A 16,850-nucleotide genomic window follows, 5' to 3' on the forward strand; every position below is an offset into this window, starting at 1 on the left:
CTCCTTTTCTGCACTTATTACAGATATAAAGAGTCCTTAATATATACAATAAAGGAGCATAGAGCCATGTTTGATTGCATCATTATAGGAGGAGGCCCAGCTGGGCTAAACGCAGCACTTGTACTAGGTAGAGCGAAACGAAAGGTACTGCTATTGGATGAAAACAAACCACGGAATGCCGTCACCCATGCATCACATGGTTTTCTAACTAGAGACGGGATCAAACCGAGCGCGTTTAAAGAAGCAGCATACGCCGATTTAAGAAAATATCCAAATATAGAGTGGGCACAAGTACGCGTAGGCGCAATGACAAAAGAACAAGGCGGCTTTTCTGTGCAAACAGAAACGAAGGAAACGTATCACGCACGGAAAATCTTGCTTGCCACAGGTTTAAAAGATCAATTGCCAGATATAGCAGGAATTGAGTCATTTTACGGCTCGAGCTTATTCCCGTGTCCATTTTGTGATGGCTGGGAATTACGCGATCGTCCCCTTGTCGTCATTTGTGAAGATGAGCGCGTCCTCCACTTAGGAAAACTCATCTGGAACTGGAGCAAAAACTTAGTCATTTGCACAAATGGCCAGCGCTTTTTAACGGATGAGCAGAAAACTGCGTTTCTAGCCAACGGCATCAAGGTGATCGAAGAAGAAATCGCGGCCCTCGAAGGAGAAGACGGCCAACTAGAGAACATTCGCTTTGCCGATGGCCAAGAAATCAACAGAGAGGGCGGCTTTGTGGCAGTCGATTTGCAGCAAGCTGCATCCTTTGGGGAAGCCCTTGGCTGCACATACAACGAGCAAGGCGGCATCAAAACCGATCCGTTTGGCAGAACAAGCGTCGCAGGTGTTTACGCTAGCGGCGATACTACCTTTAACGGGCCACAGCAACTGATTTTAGCGGCAGCAGAAGGCAGCAAAGTTGGGGCAGGCATCGTAATTGATTTGGTTGATGAAGAGTTTTAATGAGTGGACAAGGTCCTTTCCAGAAAATGACTTGAAGCATTGCTTATGGAACAAACAAAATGGGCAGTGCACGTAAATATCTGGATATGACCGAATACCTTGAATGGCTGAAACAATAACTAGTCCAGCATGACATCGTTGTGTTACGCACAATAGGCTTTACATGGAGTGACGGGCGTGATCACCTTTCGTGTGATGCGAATCTTTCTACACACTCGCCCCTTCGCATTCACATCACGCCCGTAGAGGCTCCGTGTTCAAGCTGATTCCTTCGTGTTAAGCCGAGGTTGAATTTACACATAAATTTGGCTTGATCAATCAACAAAAGTAGAAATAAACCTGTTTGTTTTCGCATTTATCAATCTAGTATAGTCACTGCACCTGCTATTTTACTGTGAATCAAGTACAGCATTCAGTAGCGTCATTCACTGCATCTTCTTGGATGAAGATTTTACCATCTCTCGTTTCGTAAGGGATATTATTGTCTTCAAGTCTTTGTAAATGTTCTGGTATATCCTCGCTCCCCCAATTAACGTTAAATTCTCCTGTATATTTTCCTTGCTGTTGACAAGCACTCATTGAGATCGCAGTGAGAACCAAGCAACTAAAAATTATTATTTTTCTTTTCATCTAGTCAAACACCCTTTCTTCCAGCTGTTTGGACAACATTCTTCCTCACCCTGTACCCTTTTTCTCTCTTTAATTGTACAAAAAAGCCTGTCGACTGTCTCAATAAAACCGAGACATTGTCAACAGGCTGAATTGCTTTTGCACCAAATGTTAATTGAGCGGTACATCGTCTAAGGCATAGGAGAATGTAACGACAATTCGTCTAAACTGCGGAACGTGTAGCCTTGGCGCCGGCATTCATCAATGATATCAGGCAATGCTTCGGCATTATCAGGCGATACGGCGTGGATTAACATAATTGCTCCAGGGTGGATTCGTTTCATCACTTGGTCAAAGGCATACTTTCCGCCCTTTTGTTTATCGACTTCCCAATCTTTATACGCAAGGGACCAAAATACATTCGTATAGCCAAGCTCCTTTGACTTCATGAGCGTCCGCTCACTAAATTCCCCTCTTGGTGGCCGTAAATAGCGCATCTCCGTCTCGCCTGTTATTTCAGTAAACAATGTTTTCACGTCGTCGAGTTCAGCCGCTAGCTTGGCATCGCTTGTTTGTGGCAAACTCGGATGGTGGTATGAATGGTTGCCGACAATGTGCCCTTCCGCCACCATTCGTTTCACAAGCTCTGGCGCTGTTTTTAAATAATGGCCTGTCACAAAAAAAGCGCCTGTAACCTGTTTTTCTTTTAACACGTCAAGGACTTTTTCGGTATAGCCGTTCTCATACCCGTTGTCAAATGTTAAATATAAAGACTTGCTGTCCCGGTCGCCAATAAAGTAACCATCAGCTTGCTCTAACAGCTCTTTGTACAATGGTTCTGTATCTACAGGCGTGTGGGCTGGAGCCGGTTTGTAACTCCAATTGTATGTTTTGTTTTCATACCCGAGCGCAAATGAAGTTTGCCCAATGATAATGGAAAGCGAAAGCAGTAAACAAAGTGCATTTTTCATACGTTTCTCCCTTTCATATGTTTATCCGTAGCTTCCGTCAGCAGAAAGGCTTTTATGCGTTCTTTTTTGTTGCATGTTTTAATGGGCTATGGTTTCATTAGCATGATGCTGTTTTTGCGATCAACTAGGAGGATGCTAAATGTTTAACTGGAAAAATGTTTTTCGAGGTGCCGCTATGGGCATCACCGAACTTGTGCCAGGTGTGAGCGCGAGCACGATTGCTATGCTTTTGGGCATTTATGAAAAGTTGCTTCAAGCGATTAGCGACTTGACGACAGGCCATATAAAACGTGCTTTTCGCTTTTTAGTCCCACTCGGCATTGGCATGGTAGCTGCTGTTGCTTTATTCGTGAAAATCATAGAATATTTGCTTCATGTACATAATCAACCGATGATGTTTTTATTTGCTGGGCTCGTTCTTGGTATTTTGCCGTTTTTATGGCGCTCTGCCCATGCTGAAACGAAACATTCGTTTAACCCCCTCCATTATGTGTTGATGATTGGGGCATTTGTGCTTATTGCCATGACCAGTTTTGTCGGCGAATCAAACCAGGCAGTGATGGAAAACCTTTCATTGCCAGACTATATTTATTTATTTTTTTCAGGCTGGCTGGCAAGTACTGCCCTTGTGCTGCCTGGCATTAGTGGCTCGCTCGTTTTTTTAATTCTAGGCGTGTACCATACAGCGATTGCTGCACTCTCGACTATTAATATCCCTGTTATTATCACAATTGGCTGTGGCGTTGGCCTTGGGCTGCTTGTGACAAGCCGGCTCGTCCGTTTCTTTCTTAAAACGTATACGCAAGCAACCTATTCGCTCATGATTGGGCTTGTTGCCGGTTCTCTTATTGTTATTGTTCCAACTGAGTTGCCTGGGACATTCCTCTATTGGCTTGTCTCGATTATGGCTCTTTTGTTTGGCCTTGTGACTGCCTTAACGTTTGGGAAAGCAGAGCGTTGATAAACGGAAAACCGCTGTTTTCACAACCGTACAAAAAGTACCTATCCACGATGGACAAGGTACTTTTTTGAATTGCGCATCAATTTGTTTAAAATGTTTGACGTTCGCAATTAATTGCCCTAAAATGAAAGTAGTTTATGCGAGAGCGGGGTGATTCGATGGTGGAGAGTACAAAGTAGATAGAAAAACGGTATCGTGCGTACATGCCGTTTGGAACTTCTCGATTGCTTTCCAATCGGGTCGGGCTTCCGCTATTCTTGCGAAACCATCTACCACTTAAAAGTAATTGTGTACGCAGCTAGCCTTTCATAGGCAAACCGTTAGAATTGCGCGTTGCCCTCTGGTTCCAAACTAGGAAACGTTATTCCTAATTTGAAGGACACACAGGAGGTGACTCCCTCTTATACGAGGGGAATATTTGGACATACAACAGGGATTAAGCTTACTGGCGGTCGCCATTCTTATTGCGTTAACCGCTTTCTTCGTAGCATCTGAATTTGCGATTGTAAAAATACGTAGCACACAGCTTGAACCGCACCTTGCTACAGGCAAAAAGTCGGCGATTTACGCTAAAAAAGTGACTTCCAACTTGGATGAATACCTTTCTGCCTGCCAGCTTGGAATTACAATTACTGCCCTAGGGATCGGCCGCCTTGCAGAGCCGACTTTTGAACAAATGCTCCACCCCTTCTTTGAAGATGTGGTGCCCGCTTCGGCAGTAACTTCATTATCGATTGCGGTTTCATTTCTTTTTGCGACATTTTTGCATGTTGTCATTGGGGAATTGGCTCCGAAGACCATCGCTATCCAAAGAGCTGAGCAGGTTACTCTTCTTTTTGCGCGGCCGCTTGTATGGTTTTACCGTATGCTTTTCCCATTAATTTGGAGTTTGAATGGCTCAGCCCGCCTTTTAATAAAAATGTTAGGCTTCAAGCCAATGTCAGAACATGAAGTGACGCATACAGAAGAAGAGCTGCGCCTCATCATTTCCGACAGTTACAAAGGCGGCGAAATCAATCAATCCGAGTTTAAATATGTAAGCAAAATTTTTGACTTTGACGACCGGATTGCTAAAGAAATCATGGTTCCAAGGACGGAAATTTCTGCAATTTCAATTGAAGACTCGCTTGAAGACAACTTAGCGATCATGCGGGAAGAAAAGTTTACCCGCTATCCAGTTGTAAACGGCGATAAGGATCATATTCTCGGAATCGTAAATGTACGGGAAGTTTTATCGGACATCGTCGCCCCTGATGTGACAGAAGAGATAAAGCTTGAAAATTATATTCGTCCAGTCATTAGCGTGATTGAATCTATTCCTGTTAATGACCTGCTTGTCGAAATGCAAAAGAAACAAACGCATATGGCGATTTTGTACGATGAATATGGGGGAACCGCAGGGCTTATTACAGCGGAAGATATCATCGAAGAAATTGTTGGCGAAATTCGCGATGAATTTGATGTGGAGGAAGATCCACTCATAAGCAAAATTGACGAGGATCATTATTTACTTGACGGCAAAACGCTGATTTCAGAGGTCAACAAACTTTTACATGTCGAGATTAGCGAAGAAGATGTTGACACAATTGGCGGCTGGCTCTTAACGGAGAAATACGACATTGCAGTCGGCGAAACGCTCACGTTCGGGCCTTATGTGTTTGCGGTTAAAGCTTTTGACGGGCGTCAGATTAAACAAATCGAAGTCTTAAAAAAGGACGAAGAAAACCGTTTTAAAAAGGACGAAGAAGAACGTTTCGACCCCCCGTATGAAGCGTCTGGCTCCTAATAAATCTATCAATCTAAATGGCTTGTTGCGAGGATGAAAGCAGCCGTATATGAAATGACGAGCAACGTTTTCGTGCTTTCCAACACTCTTGCAAAAAGCGAGGCAAACGACACACTTTGGTGCGTTTGCCTTTTTTCTTACAGCAAACCGTGCTTGGCTGTTAAATCGGCACGAACGGTTTCAAGGTGCGCTGTCCGGTTTGTGTAGTGAAGGAGGTAGCGTTCGTCTTCTTCTTTCCACTCAAGCAAAGTCACACTTGTATTGCCGATGACAAATGGACGTTCAAACGCAGCCCATTGTTCTCCAACTATAGCATACATAAGCAGACAGCTAATAAAGCCACCATGCGAAACAAGAATGACCGACTCATCATCACGGTGTGCCTTTTTCAATTGACTGAGCAATGAATTACAGCGCTCTGTTAGCGCTTGGGCAGACTCTGTGCCATCGATTCCTGAAGCAATCAATGGCTTTCCTGTTGTTTCAGGGAAGCGATCCGCAATTTCAGAACGTGTCAACCCTTGCAGCGGGCCAAGATGGACTTCACGCAACAATTCCCATTTTCGCGGAGGGAGCTGCGTTTCTTCAGAAATGGCTTGTGCCGTATTAGCAGCCCGTGTTAGATCGCTTGTATACAAATAATCAGCAGCAAGTGTTGTACAAAAACGTGCCACTGCTTGCGCTTGTTTTTCCCCAAGGTCCGATAGCGGAAAGTCCATTGACCCTTGGATTTTTCCTAGCCGATTCCCTTCTGATTCCCCGTGCCGTATCATATATAATTTCATTGTATCCTCCTTGTTAGGGGCAGCTTCCATTGCCTCTATTCGCGCACTTGCGACATCATTTGCCTTGCACCGCAAGTGTACCAAACATGACGGCCATCCTCAATTGGTCTTTTTCTTTTAGCAAAGATGCGCTAAGATAGGAATGGACATTTAAAGGAGATTGATGAAATGAATGTGCAACAGACCATTGCCCCTCACACAGACCCGTGGGAAGCCTATAGGGATATCGAGCAATATGGCGAACTGACCCTTTCAAACATTGAAGTTACAACGACTACGCTATGCAACATGCGCTGTGAGCATTGCGCGGTCGGCTATACATTATCGCCAAAAGACCCAGACCCCCTCCCGCTTGATTTACTCATTCGGCGCCTAGATGAAATTCCCCGCCTCCGTGCGTTTAGCATTACAGGCGGCGAACCGATGATGAACATGAAGTCAGTGCGGGAATATGTTGTCCCTTTGCTTAAATACGCACACGAACGTGGCGCCAAAACGCAAATCAATTCAAATTTGACGATGCCTCTTGAACGCTATGATCTGATCCTGCCCTATTTGGATGTCTTGCATATTTCTCACAACTACGGCAGTGTGGATGATTTTTCGCTCATCGGCTTTGCCCATTCAAAGCATAAACCGAAAGAAGAACAGCGCCATGCGATGTTTCAGCGAATGATTGAAAATGCCAAAGCGTTAACGGCAAGAGGCGTGATCGTTTCAGCTGAAACGATGCTAAATAAACGGACACTTCCCCATTTGGAGAACATCCATCAGCAAATTGTCGAAATGGGCTGCCAACGCCATGAAGTGCATCCGATGTATCCAAGCGACTTTGCCAGCAGTTTAGAAGTAGCGAGCTTGGATGAGATTAAATCAGGCATCCACCGCCTCCTTGATTGCCGCAATCAAAACGTTTGGATGCTCTTTGGCACACTGCCATTTTATCCTTGCAGCAACAACGAAGACGACTTGCAGCTTCAAAAACGACTGTACAGCGAACCGAATGTGACCGTCCGCAATGACCCCGATGGCCGGTCGCGCTTAAATGTAAACTTATTTAGCGGCGATATCATTGTCACTGATTTTGGCGACGTTCCTAAGCTTGGGAACATTCAAGACAGCCGTTTTGATGAAGCTTACGCCCGGTGGCGCGATTCAGCGATTAACCGTTCTCTCTCTTGCCATTGTCCTTCTGTGCAATGCTTAGGTCCGAATTTGCTTGTCAAAAACACCTATTACCGTGAAACCGATTTTTCAAAACGATCTGCTCATTTTTAATTGGTGGAAATGAAGAGCGAAAACCACACTCAGACTAAAAGAAACGCTTTAGACGAGGAGTGCAGTCGCAAGAATAGAACAGAGGTTTATGAGCCTAGGCAAACGCCGACGTATGCGAAAAGAACCCATGCCCTTGTTATGAAAGAGGCATGGGTTCTTTTTATTTTGGTTGTGTAGAAGCCATAAACGTAAAAGAGATATTGTCTTGCACAGGAATCCAAGCACTAATGCCTTGCTCGGTTACATTCTTGACATCTAACCTCGGTTTTCCGCCTTTTATCGTTAAATACACTTCCCCATATGTGACATTTCCTTTTTCTTGGACGGCCGGAACATAGCCGTATAGGTAGCCAACTTGGCGTGATGGCACATTGTATTTTTGGTTCTTTTTCGTCCCTTGGCCAACCACTGTATCAAAAGCAAGGGGCAAGCTTGTTTTCTCAGCGGCGCTAATCATCATCATCTTTTTGACTGCCTCTCCGTTCGGTATTTTTGCGCTCAAGCCGCCTGTCACTTTTTTCTGTTGTTCTTGCAGGTAAGACATGCTCTTTGGTGCATTTCCGCCACGGTTGTCAATGTAATTTGTATTGACTTTTTGATACTCCCAATTGACTTCCGTTCCTTTTGATTGGTAAGCTAGAGGCCATTCTCCTAAGTAAATGGAAGCTCTCATCGCAAATCCCAATTGCGGAAACTGGATCGACGACTCATTCATTAGCCGAATTAAATCTGGATTTTGAATTTGCTCTTCCGTTGACCGGAGCAATTGTTTGGCAAACTCGCTTGGCTGCAAATAAGGCAAGTCTTGTGTTGCATTTTTATATGTGTTTTCTTTAGAAATGGATAAGACAGAGTCAGGAATTTTAAAAGATGTTTGTTCAGGCTCATTTGCTTCCGACTTTCCGTACGCAGGAGCCGTGATTGCCAACATAAAAGCCAACAATAAAAGCGCAATTCGTTTCATAAGAAGTACCCTCCTTCTATCGTTTGTAAAGGTATTGTTTGACATCTCTTTTCGTTTTATCCATCAAAGCCATAAAAAAAACAGCAGCATATCGCTGCTGCTGTTTTTACCTAAGCCCGATCTATAAGAAAGAACGCCAACCGTTGCTGCCGTCCTTACTTAAAGAATCCCCTCTCTTATCTTTCGTTATTCATCTCACGCTGCTTTTTTAACAGCTTAATTTCGTCAGCAGCTTCCTTTGCTGCTTGGATCGCTTCCTCAGATGTTTCTTTCATATGGCTTGCTGTTTGTGTCAGCGTGCGCACATCTTCGGAAATGTCTTTCCAAATCGAGCGGACATCCTCCATGACTTCTTTTGCTTGCCCAACCATGTTTTCCCGATTGTCCCGCAAAAAGGCATACGTGTCCCCTGCCTGCTGCTTCAGTTCCTTCGCTTCTTGGCAAAGACGGTTTCGCCAATCTTTTTTTACAAGTACAGCCCCGATGACAACACCTGCAATCAAAATCCCCCATTTTTTGCTGGCCATTTTTATTCCTCCTTTATGTATCCTGTTTCTATTTTAAAACAGATTCTCTCGCATTTGTAAAGCTGAACCCATTCACAAAAAAATGCCAACCGCAATGGGTCAGCATTAGTTGTATGTTTGCACAAGGCAACGGTCTGTTTCAAGGATTTCGAATTTAGTGTGATGATTGCTGTTTTTTAGCTCATCCACCTGTGCAGAAAGTTTTTTTATTTGTTTTTCAAGGGCAATCAATTTTTCTTTTTCTGATTGTGTCATTGTTGGTCCCTCCCCACTTTTAGCTTGCCCGAACAAGCGCTCAATCACCAGTAAAAAAGATCCCTTTAAGTTAGAAATATTCTACCAGTGTTTTTCATTGATGTAAAGTGTCTTCCCTAAAAGGATTTTCTGCTTAACTAGACTTGGTTCGACAAATTTCATCTTTATCAAAAATTTGTAACAAATTACGCTTGTAAAATTACGTTTTCATGGTATACTAATGATAGGAAATATTCAGACACAAAAAGGGTGATCATATGCGTAAACGTCATTTAATCCGTTTTGAGGACTTAATGGCCCAAAATAGAGATGAACTTTTAAACGATCCTGAGGCTTTATCCAAAATTGATGATAAATTGGATGAACGTGCCCAAAAGAAAAACCGTTCACTCAAAAAAGCCAAACCAACTAGAACGAGCCGTTTTTAAGGCTCGTTTGAGGTTGTCGACAGAGTCGACAAAATCCCCAGGCTGATAGAAAACGCTTGTCAGCCGAGGCGCGAAACCGAGTGAAGATGCGAATAGAACATGGGTTCATGAGCATATGAATGAGGTGAGCAACGAAGGATGCGAGCGTTTTCTATCAGCCTGGAACGAGCCGTTTTTAAGGCTCGTTTTTTTATTCCCGCAACTTTTCCCTTTTTGTATATTTTTTTGGCAATCGCACAAAGTAATTTCATATAACAAAACGGGAAGCGGGGGTCCCTCATGGATCATGTGCTGCTTGCACGCATGCTGTTTGGCACGTCAATGGCCTTTCATATTATTTTTGCGACATTAACAGTCGGCCTATCGCTAATGATTTTTTTTGCAGAATGGATGAGGGCGCTACGCAACGATCTCGATTATGCCGTCCTCGCCAAGCGGTTGACAAAAGGGCTTGCCATCCTTCTTGGCGTAGCGATTCCAACTGGTACGATTGTAGCGATCATGCTTTCCCTGCTCTGGCCAGGCTTTATGGAAATCGTCGGTCAAGTAATTGCGCTGCCATTTCAAATTGAAATTTTTGCTTTCTTTTTAGAGTCGTTGTTTTTGGCTATTTATGTATATGCTGCTGATCGTCTTTCTCCTGCTATGAGAATCATCAGTTCCTTTTTTATTGCCTTTGGCGCTGTGGCCTCTGCTGTTTTGATCACTAGCGCCCACTCTTGGATGAATACCCCGAGAGGTTTTGACATCATTGACGGCCAAATTGAAAACGTCAATCCGCTTGCGGCTGCCTTGTCGCCAAGTTTTTGGTCGACCTCGTACCACGTCGTTAGCACGGCCTACATGACAGGCGCTTTCGTGTTATGTGCTGTTGCTGCTTTTAAGTTGTTAAAACCATCCATTACAGCGGCAGAAGTCCGCTACCACCAAAAAGGATTAATGTTGGCGCTTGTTTTTGGGTTTTTGATGTCTGTTTGGACTGGTTTTACCGGCCATGACACAACGGTCATGCTTTATGAGGAAATCCCAATCAAATTAGCAGCAGCAGAAGGGCTTTTTGACACACAAACCAATGCACCATTGACAATTTTAGGAACGCCAAGCCCAGAAGCGAATGAAGTGATTGGCGGACTGGAATTCCCTGGACTGCTAAGCTGGCTCGCGACTGGCTCAACGGACGGGGTCGTCCAAGGGTTAAATGATTTTCCTGTTGAACAGTGGCCTCCACTTTTTGTTCATACACTATTTAACGTAATGGTCGGCATCGGTTTTGCATTAATTGCTGTTTCAGGCCTTGGCCTGCTGTTTTCGTTTTTCAGACGCAAACAGGACGGCATCCGGTTTCCAAAATGGCTCTTAATCGCACTTGTTGCTGCTGGCCCCCTTGCGATGATCGGCATCGAGACAGGTTGGATTTTTAGTTGCACTGGCCGCCAGCCTTGGATTATTTTCGGCGTACAAACGACCACCGAGGCAGCGACAACTTCCGGGAACCTCGGCTTGTTATTCTTTTTGTTCTCAACGCTTTACCTTGTTCTGCTCATTTTAACGAGTTTTGTTATGTATTTTTATTTCAAGCGAAATCCGCTCCGCCAAGATATGAGCGCGTTCCGTTAGGTATTAGGAGGGATTTATGGAATCTGTCTATGTTGCGGTACTGCTGTTATGGGCATTGCTGTTCATTTATGCTGTTGCGGGTTCGATTGATTTTGGCACAGGTTTTTGGGCCATGTATTATAGCCGCCAGAACCATTATAAAGCAGCAACGATTGCAAACAACTTTTTATCGCCTGCATGGAAAGTCACAAACGTTTTCCTTGTCCTTCTCGTTGTTGCATTTGTGGCTCTCTTTCCAGGGGCAGCCCCTACGCTCGGCACATTGATGATCGTACCCTTTTGCCTTGTCCTGCTGTTGCTTACAATCCGTAGCGCCTTTTTGGTCTACGCGTACAGTACGAAAAAATATTCGCGCATGCTGACGCTCGTCTCTGGGCTATGCGGTCTGTTCATTCCAGCCATTCTCGTCAGCATTTTACCTGCAGCAATTGGCGGATTTGTTGTCGTCGCTGGCGACAAGCAATACATCCTAGTTAACGAGCTATTTTTAAGCCCTGCCTTTTATACACATGTTGGCTTTGGCCTCGTCACTCAGTTGTTTATTTCAGCGTTGTTTATGTGCGACTATGCCAAAGAGGCGGGAGACGAAAGCACTGCCTCTTCTTACCGAAAAAACGCGATTTTCCTTGGTCCTGTCACCCTTGTTTTTGCAGTAGCTGCCATCTTTACGCTTATTCCCGAAGCGCCGTGGATGTTTGAGAAATTTTTGTCGCTTTGGCATTGGTATACTTTATCCCTGTTTGCTTTTGCGTTAGGGTATAGCGCCTTATGGTGGCGGTCAAAGACAAGCCATCTCGGTCACCCTCGTGCCGCTTTATTGCTCATTGTTGTCCAGTTTGGTTTAGCGAGCATTGCTTATGGTAGCGCCCATCTCCCGTACTTGCTTTACCCGAACGTCACGATCTATGATGCCTTTACAAATGAAACCATGTTCCGCTATTTGCTCATTGGCTTCCTAATCGGGCTCGCCATACTCGTCCCTGTCTTTCTTTATTTTTGGCGGCTTTTCTTTAAAGATAAAGCGTACTTGCAGAGCGATCAGCACGACTATTCATAGACGCCACTGCTTATTCAGTGATCGTGGTAATCACATCACATAACTAACAGTGGCGTTAATTATCGTGCGATTACCGCTCGTCTCGGACTGGAACCCCCTCAACAGGAAAGTCAAATAGCTCTGGATCGAAGTCAATGTCTTCTTCAAACGTGGTTAAGATCAAAACTTGGCCTGGCTTGCCTTGATAAAATGCATTTTCCCTTACTAGCAACCCTGTTTCAGTATCGAACCACAAATTGATTTCTACATCCCGTTCTTCTGCCGTCGCTTGCACATGGTGTGCGAGGTAGCCGCTGATTTCATAAATGCCTTGATATGTAAGGGCATAGGGAGATTGCTCAGCTATTAGGTCTTCAAGTGGCTCTGGGGAAAATGGCGGAACATGGTCATCGCTAGCCTCGCTCAGTACAGCAAAGCTATCTGTGCTCAGGTACACGTTTCTTCCTTCAGGCGTTTGAGTTTCGATTGTTTCCACGCCATTCCCATCTTCATCAATGTTTTCAGATTGTTTAAAAAAGTAATCCGGGCCATTGTCAGAACGGTATACATGCAACCGCTCAAAAGCATACGCTTCCATGACAGTCCCGTCTTCCGCTACTTCGTGTTTTTGCCACTCTAGGCTAAAATTCCCCAATTTTTTCTCAGCAACAATCGCTTCCTCGATAACGGATTCAGCTGTTATTGCTGCAACCGTTTCCGCCTCTGCTTCTTCTTCAGCTAATTGATTGTGCTCCTTTTTATCGCTTTCTAATGCCGTTTCCTGATCTTCATTTGTGTCATTATCCGTATTTGGTTTTGATGTTTCTGTATCTCCTGCACAGGCAGAGAGAATGGCAAGTACCGATAACACCGCCATCCACTTCATTTTCATTCAAAAAGGCCTCCTTCTTTGAAGCTCCTAAGTATCGATGACCATGTTCTATTGTTATTTTACTTCAAACCTAAGTTCCCCTTCTACTATTAATTCTTGCGCAAAAAAACAGCGGAGGCTAACCCCCGCTGTTTTTACTGGACAAATTGATGGCTGTCTTTTAGCACAACATTGATCGCTTCTTGCCAGAAGTCCGGTTTTGTCAAATCGACTTGTAAATGCTTTTGTGCTAGTTGTTCGGCTGTCATGCTGCCACTGTCTTGCAGCAACGCAATGTAGTTGTCTTCAAAAGAAGCGCCTGCTTTTAAGGCCCGTGCATATAGGCCCATACTAAACAAATAGCCAAATGTATAAGGGAAATTATAAAACGGTTGTTTCGTTATGTGAAAATGCAATTTTGATGCCCAAAAATAAGGATCGTATGCTTCTACTTTATTGCCATATGCTTCTTTTTGTGCCTCAACCATCAATTCATTTAAACGTTCAGTCGGTACAATCCCCTGTTTGCGTTCTTCATAAAAACGCGTTTCAAACAGAAAACGGGAATGGATATTCATGAAAAAGGCTAATGAACGAGAGAGTTTGTTTTCCAGCAAATATCGTTTTACATCTGGACTTTCTGCCTCAGACACAAGTGCATCAGCGACAATCATTTCGGCGAATGTGGAGGCGGTTTCGGCGATGCTCATTGGATACTGTTTTTGCGACGTGACAGGCATGTCTTTTAAGCACCAGCTATGGTACGCATGGCCCAGTTCGTGAGCGAGCGTTGCAACATTGTCCATTGAGCCGTCATAGGTCATAAAAATGCGCGATTCTTGACGGAGTGGAAAAGTTGTACAAAAGCCGCCTGGGCGTTTTCCGGCGCGGTTTTCAGCTTCGACCCAACCGTTGCTAAGCGCCATTTCAGCAAATTCAGCCATTTTCGGGCTGAAGCGGTTAAAATGCTTGATGATCAGCTCACAAGCTTCTTCGTACGGAATATCGTTTTTAGACGTTTCGCTTGTCGGCAAAGGAGCGTTGACATCAAACAAGCTAAGTTTTTCCAAACCTAACAATTCTGCCTTTTTGTCCATGTATGGGTATAGTTTTGACTTGTTTTTCGTAATCGTATCCCACATCGTTGTTAATGTCTCTTCGGAAATTAAATTTATGTCCAATGGTTCTTTCAAAACATTGTCCCAGCCCCGCTCTTCATACAGCTTCAAACGGAAACCGGCAAGGCGATTTAATGTTTGTGTAATCAATGGCGCTTGCTGAGCCCATGCTTGTAGCGACGCTTCATAAGCACGTTTGCGCACAGAACGGTCTTCATTCGATAAACGGTTATGGAGTTGTCCAGCCGACAAATGTTTCACTTCCCCATTTTCTTCAAACGGGATTTCCATTCGCCCGACTGCTTCATTATAAACGGATCCCCAGGCGTGATAGCCGTCTTTAGCCAACTTGGTTGCCAACTCTTCCTTGTCTGCGCTCATTTTGTCAGCTGCCCGTTTTCTCGCTTTTTCCAACATAAAAGCTGACGGTTTCATTGCTTCTTCTTCAAGGAGAGAGGCAAAGGCTTGATCGTCAATCGGTTTCAGTTTTTCTTCAAGGAGCAAGTTTAATTTTTGCCATTTGACTTCAAGCTCTTGTACTTGCTCTTGGCGCAAACGCGCCATATCGTCCTTTACATTTTGTGCTAGCAAACAAGAAACAAAGGCACTCGCATGGGCAAGTCGAGGAAAAGTTTGTTCAATTGCCGCAACAAGCTCTTGTATGTCCACAGGAGCAGCTTCTGTTTCCTGCCAACGGTCGAGCAAACCGTTTGTTTCTTTTAAGAAGTCGCTAAACGCCTCTGACTGGCTTCCTCCTGCAAAAATCGATTCTAAATCCCATGTTATTGGATATTGCATATACAGCCTCCTGTCGTCAAATTATTTCGTCTACCGTAACAATTTAAATACTACCACTATTGGCTGCTTTTTGCACGTTAGATGGCAAAGAAAAAGCTGCTGACCATGGCGAATAGCGTTGCCACCCCGAGCAACAATAAACTTTTTTCCTGATTTGAATAGCTCGTCCAACGTCTCACTCGTACCAACTCCTTTCGTTATTGCTACTTTATGAGACGAAAGGCATGGCTATGCGAATAATTATAAAAAAACCAGCGGACTAAACAGTCACGCTGGTTGTTCGAGTTAGGAGTTGTTCTCTGATCCATGTTTCACATATTCAGAGATGTCCATTCCAATGGCATCCGCAAGGCGTTGTCCGTAGTCTTCATCAGCACGGTAAAAGTTGCAAATGGCTCGGAGCGCTGTTTCTGGAGCAACTTGTTTTAAATCATTTGCAATGTTTTTAATAAGCGCGTCTTGGACATTTTTCGGATAGTTTCGATAGATTTTGCCTGCTTGGCCAAAGTTGTTTTTCTTTTCAATCGCAATTCGTCCTATAGTGCCATTAATAGGCGCACGGTAGTCTTCATAGCCTTCCGCTTCTTTTGGCGTATCTTGAAAACGATTCGGTTCATAATTGATCCGGTTTGTTTGTTGGCCGATTGGCATTGCCCCATCTCTAGTATTGTTTGCCTTTTGCGCAAATGGGCAGTTAATTGGGAGATCCAAGTAGTTTGCACCGACTCGGTATCGTTGTGTATCCGAATACGAGAAGATGCGCCCTTGAAGCATTTTGTCTTCCGATGGCTCAAAGCCAGGGACAAGATTTCCAGGGTTAAAGCCAACTTGTTCCGTTTCGGCAAAGACATTCTCAGGGTTGCGGTTCAGCGTCATCGTCCCTACTAATTGAGAAGGAATGTCTTCCTCAAGCCAATCTTTCGTTGCATCAAGCGGATGAAAATCGAAATTGTCTAGATCGGCTGGATCAAGGATTTGTACATATAAATCCCACTCTGGATAATCGCCACGTTCAATCGCTTCGTATAAGTCTCTCGTTGCATGGTTAAAGTCATGAGCTTGTATATTGGCGGCTTCTTCCATTGACAAGTTACGGATGCCCATTTTCGGAACCCAGTTCAGCTTGACATAAACCATATTTCCGTGTTCATTGATCCACTTGAACGCATGGACGCTTGAACCCCGCATTTCCCGGTAAGAAGCAGGAATGCCTTCGTCCGTAAATAGATGGGTAAGCATGTTTGTTGATTCTGGCGTTAAGCTCATAAAATCCCAATACCGGTCAGGGCTTTGGATATTCGTACGTGGATCTGGCTTTAAAGAATGGATCACATCCGGAAATTTAATCGCGTCACGAATGAAGAAAACAGGCAAGTTGTTGCCGACAAAATCATAGTTTCCTTCTTCTGTATAAAACTTAACAGAAAATCCCCGTGGATCGCGAAGCGTCTCTGGAGAGGTACCACCGTGTATGACTGTTGAGAAGCGGACGAAAACAGGCGTTTCTTTCCCATCTTCAGAAAGAAAGTTTGCTTTTGTATAACGCTTCATATTGTTTTTTACTTTGAATACGCCATGGGCACCAGCCCCCCGCGCATGGACAACCCGTTCTGGAATCCGTTCACGGTCAAAATGGGCGAGTTTTTCCACCAAATGGTAGTCTTCTAACAAAGTTGGGCCATGTTGGCCAGCTGTACGCGAGTTTTGATTGTCGTAAATTGGATGTCCTTGATTATCTGTTAATCGTCGCATATGTAATCCCCCTTTTGATCATTAAGCTTTACCAATATGGCATCGTTGGCAAATGAACGATATAACTAAACTTATTCCTTAATTGGAATCATTATCGTTAAATATAGTGTACGTGGATTGAGGTTGAAAGT

At 44.2% G+C, this 16,850-nt stretch carries 16 protein-coding genes; 7 read left to right on the plus strand and 9 right to left on the minus strand.

The features are described from left to right. Positions 1 to 66: 66 nt before the first annotated feature. Complete coding sequence (locus BUC05_RS11955; protein WP_073304789.1) at positions 67 to 963, plus strand: NAD(P)/FAD-dependent oxidoreductase; 897 nt, start codon at positions 67 to 69, stop codon at positions 961 to 963. Positions 964 to 1,362: 399 nt separating this feature from the next. On the opposite strand, the gene BUC05_RS11960 is transcribed toward BUC05_RS11955, so the two are convergent. Continuing rightward, on the minus strand, positions 1,363 to 1,593 hold the full coding sequence (locus tag BUC05_RS11960; RefSeq protein WP_063609421.1) for a hypothetical protein: 231 nt from the start codon (positions 1,591 to 1,593) through the stop codon (positions 1,363 to 1,365). 170 nt (positions 1,594 to 1,763) lie between these two features. Then, positions 1,764 to 2,543, minus strand: coding sequence for a delta-lactam-biosynthetic de-N-acetylase (gene pdaA / locus BUC05_RS11965; RefSeq protein WP_073304791.1), 780 nt, complete (start codon positions 2,541 to 2,543; stop codon positions 1,764 to 1,766). Between the two features lie 139 nt (positions 2,544 to 2,682). Between pdaA and BUC05_RS11970 the strand changes: the two genes are divergently transcribed. Together BUC05_RS11970 and BUC05_RS11975 are read left to right on the plus strand one after the other, a co-directional pair. Then, a complete protein-coding gene (locus BUC05_RS11970; RefSeq protein ID WP_073304793.1) occupies positions 2,683 to 3,504 on the plus strand; it encodes a DUF368 domain-containing protein in 822 nt (273 codons plus the stop codon). A gap of 418 nt (positions 3,505 to 3,922) precedes the next feature. Then, positions 3,923 to 5,290 (plus strand): hemolysin family protein, encoded by a 1,368-nt coding sequence (locus BUC05_RS11975; RefSeq protein ID WP_073304795.1) that lies wholly within the window; start codon positions 3,923 to 3,925, stop codon positions 5,288 to 5,290. Positions 5,291 to 5,427: 137 nt separating this feature from the next. Here the strand turns inward: BUC05_RS11975 and BUC05_RS11980 are convergent, their stop codons facing one another. Further along, entirely contained in the window at positions 5,428 to 6,075 is a 648-nt protein-coding gene (locus BUC05_RS11980) for a histidine phosphatase family protein (protein ID WP_063609420.1), read from the minus strand. A gap of 168 nt (positions 6,076 to 6,243) precedes the next feature. Here BUC05_RS11980 and yfkAB point away from each other — a divergent pair, with 168 nt between their 5' ends. Then, positions 6,244 to 7,353: a radical SAM/CxCxxxxC motif protein YfkAB gene (gene yfkAB / locus BUC05_RS11985; protein WP_073304797.1), complete on the plus strand. Its 1,110-nt coding sequence runs from the start codon at positions 6,244 to 6,246 to the stop codon at positions 7,351 to 7,353. A gap of 160 nt (positions 7,354 to 7,513) precedes the next feature. On the opposite strand, the gene BUC05_RS11990 is transcribed toward yfkAB, so the two are convergent. The 3 genes from BUC05_RS11990 to BUC05_RS21500 all read right to left on the minus strand — a co-directional run bounded on the left by BUC05_RS11990 (position 7,514) and on the right by BUC05_RS21500 (position 9,099). Next, a complete protein-coding gene (locus tag BUC05_RS11990) occupies positions 7,514 to 8,317 on the minus strand; it encodes a YfkD famly protein (protein WP_011246142.1) in 804 nt (267 codons plus the stop codon). A gap of 176 nt (positions 8,318 to 8,493) precedes the next feature. Next, entirely contained in the window at positions 8,494 to 8,844 is a 351-nt protein-coding gene (locus BUC05_RS11995) for a hypothetical protein (RefSeq protein ID WP_011246141.1), read from the minus strand. A 105-nt stretch (positions 8,845 to 8,949) separates the two neighbouring features. After that, the gene (locus BUC05_RS21500) at positions 8,950 to 9,099 is read right to left on the minus strand and encodes a hypothetical protein (protein ID WP_011246140.1); all 150 of its coding nucleotides are present in this window, start codon (positions 9,097 to 9,099) and stop codon (positions 8,950 to 8,952) included. Between the two features lie 257 nt (positions 9,100 to 9,356). Between BUC05_RS21500 and BUC05_RS12000 the strand changes: the two genes are divergently transcribed. From BUC05_RS12000 to BUC05_RS12010, 3 genes are all read left to right on the plus strand, one after another. Further along, positions 9,357 to 9,527 (plus strand): FbpB family small basic protein, encoded by a 171-nt coding sequence (locus tag BUC05_RS12000; protein ID WP_011246139.1) that lies wholly within the window; start codon positions 9,357 to 9,359, stop codon positions 9,525 to 9,527. Between the two features lie 279 nt (positions 9,528 to 9,806). Continuing rightward, complete coding sequence (locus BUC05_RS12005; RefSeq protein ID WP_073304799.1) at positions 9,807 to 11,144, plus strand: cytochrome ubiquinol oxidase subunit I; 1,338 nt, start codon at positions 9,807 to 9,809, stop codon at positions 11,142 to 11,144. A 16-nt stretch (positions 11,145 to 11,160) separates the two neighbouring features. Beyond that, complete coding sequence (locus tag BUC05_RS12010) at positions 11,161 to 12,201, plus strand: cytochrome d ubiquinol oxidase subunit II (RefSeq protein ID WP_011246137.1); 1,041 nt, start codon at positions 11,161 to 11,163, stop codon at positions 12,199 to 12,201. A gap of 70 nt (positions 12,202 to 12,271) precedes the next feature. Here the strand turns inward: BUC05_RS12010 and BUC05_RS12015 are convergent, their stop codons facing one another. The 3 genes from BUC05_RS12015 to BUC05_RS12025 all read right to left on the minus strand — a co-directional run bounded on the left by BUC05_RS12015 (position 12,272) and on the right by BUC05_RS12025 (position 16,719). Then, entirely contained in the window at positions 12,272 to 13,072 is an 801-nt protein-coding gene (locus BUC05_RS12015; RefSeq protein ID WP_073304801.1) for a hypothetical protein, read from the minus strand. 134 nt (positions 13,073 to 13,206) lie between these two features. Next, complete coding sequence (locus BUC05_RS12020) at positions 13,207 to 14,967, minus strand: M3 family oligoendopeptidase (protein WP_073304803.1); 1,761 nt, start codon at positions 14,965 to 14,967, stop codon at positions 13,207 to 13,209. A 285-nt stretch (positions 14,968 to 15,252) separates the two neighbouring features. Beyond that, positions 15,253 to 16,719 (minus strand): catalase, encoded by a 1,467-nt coding sequence (locus BUC05_RS12025; protein WP_073304805.1) that lies wholly within the window; start codon positions 16,717 to 16,719, stop codon positions 15,253 to 15,255. Positions 16,720 to 16,850 lie beyond the last annotated feature (131 nt).

It is taken from the genome of Shouchella rhizosphaerae, assembly GCF_900142675.1.
GTDB lineage: Bacteria > Bacillota > Bacilli > Bacillales > Bacillaceae_D > Shouchella > Shouchella rhizosphaerae.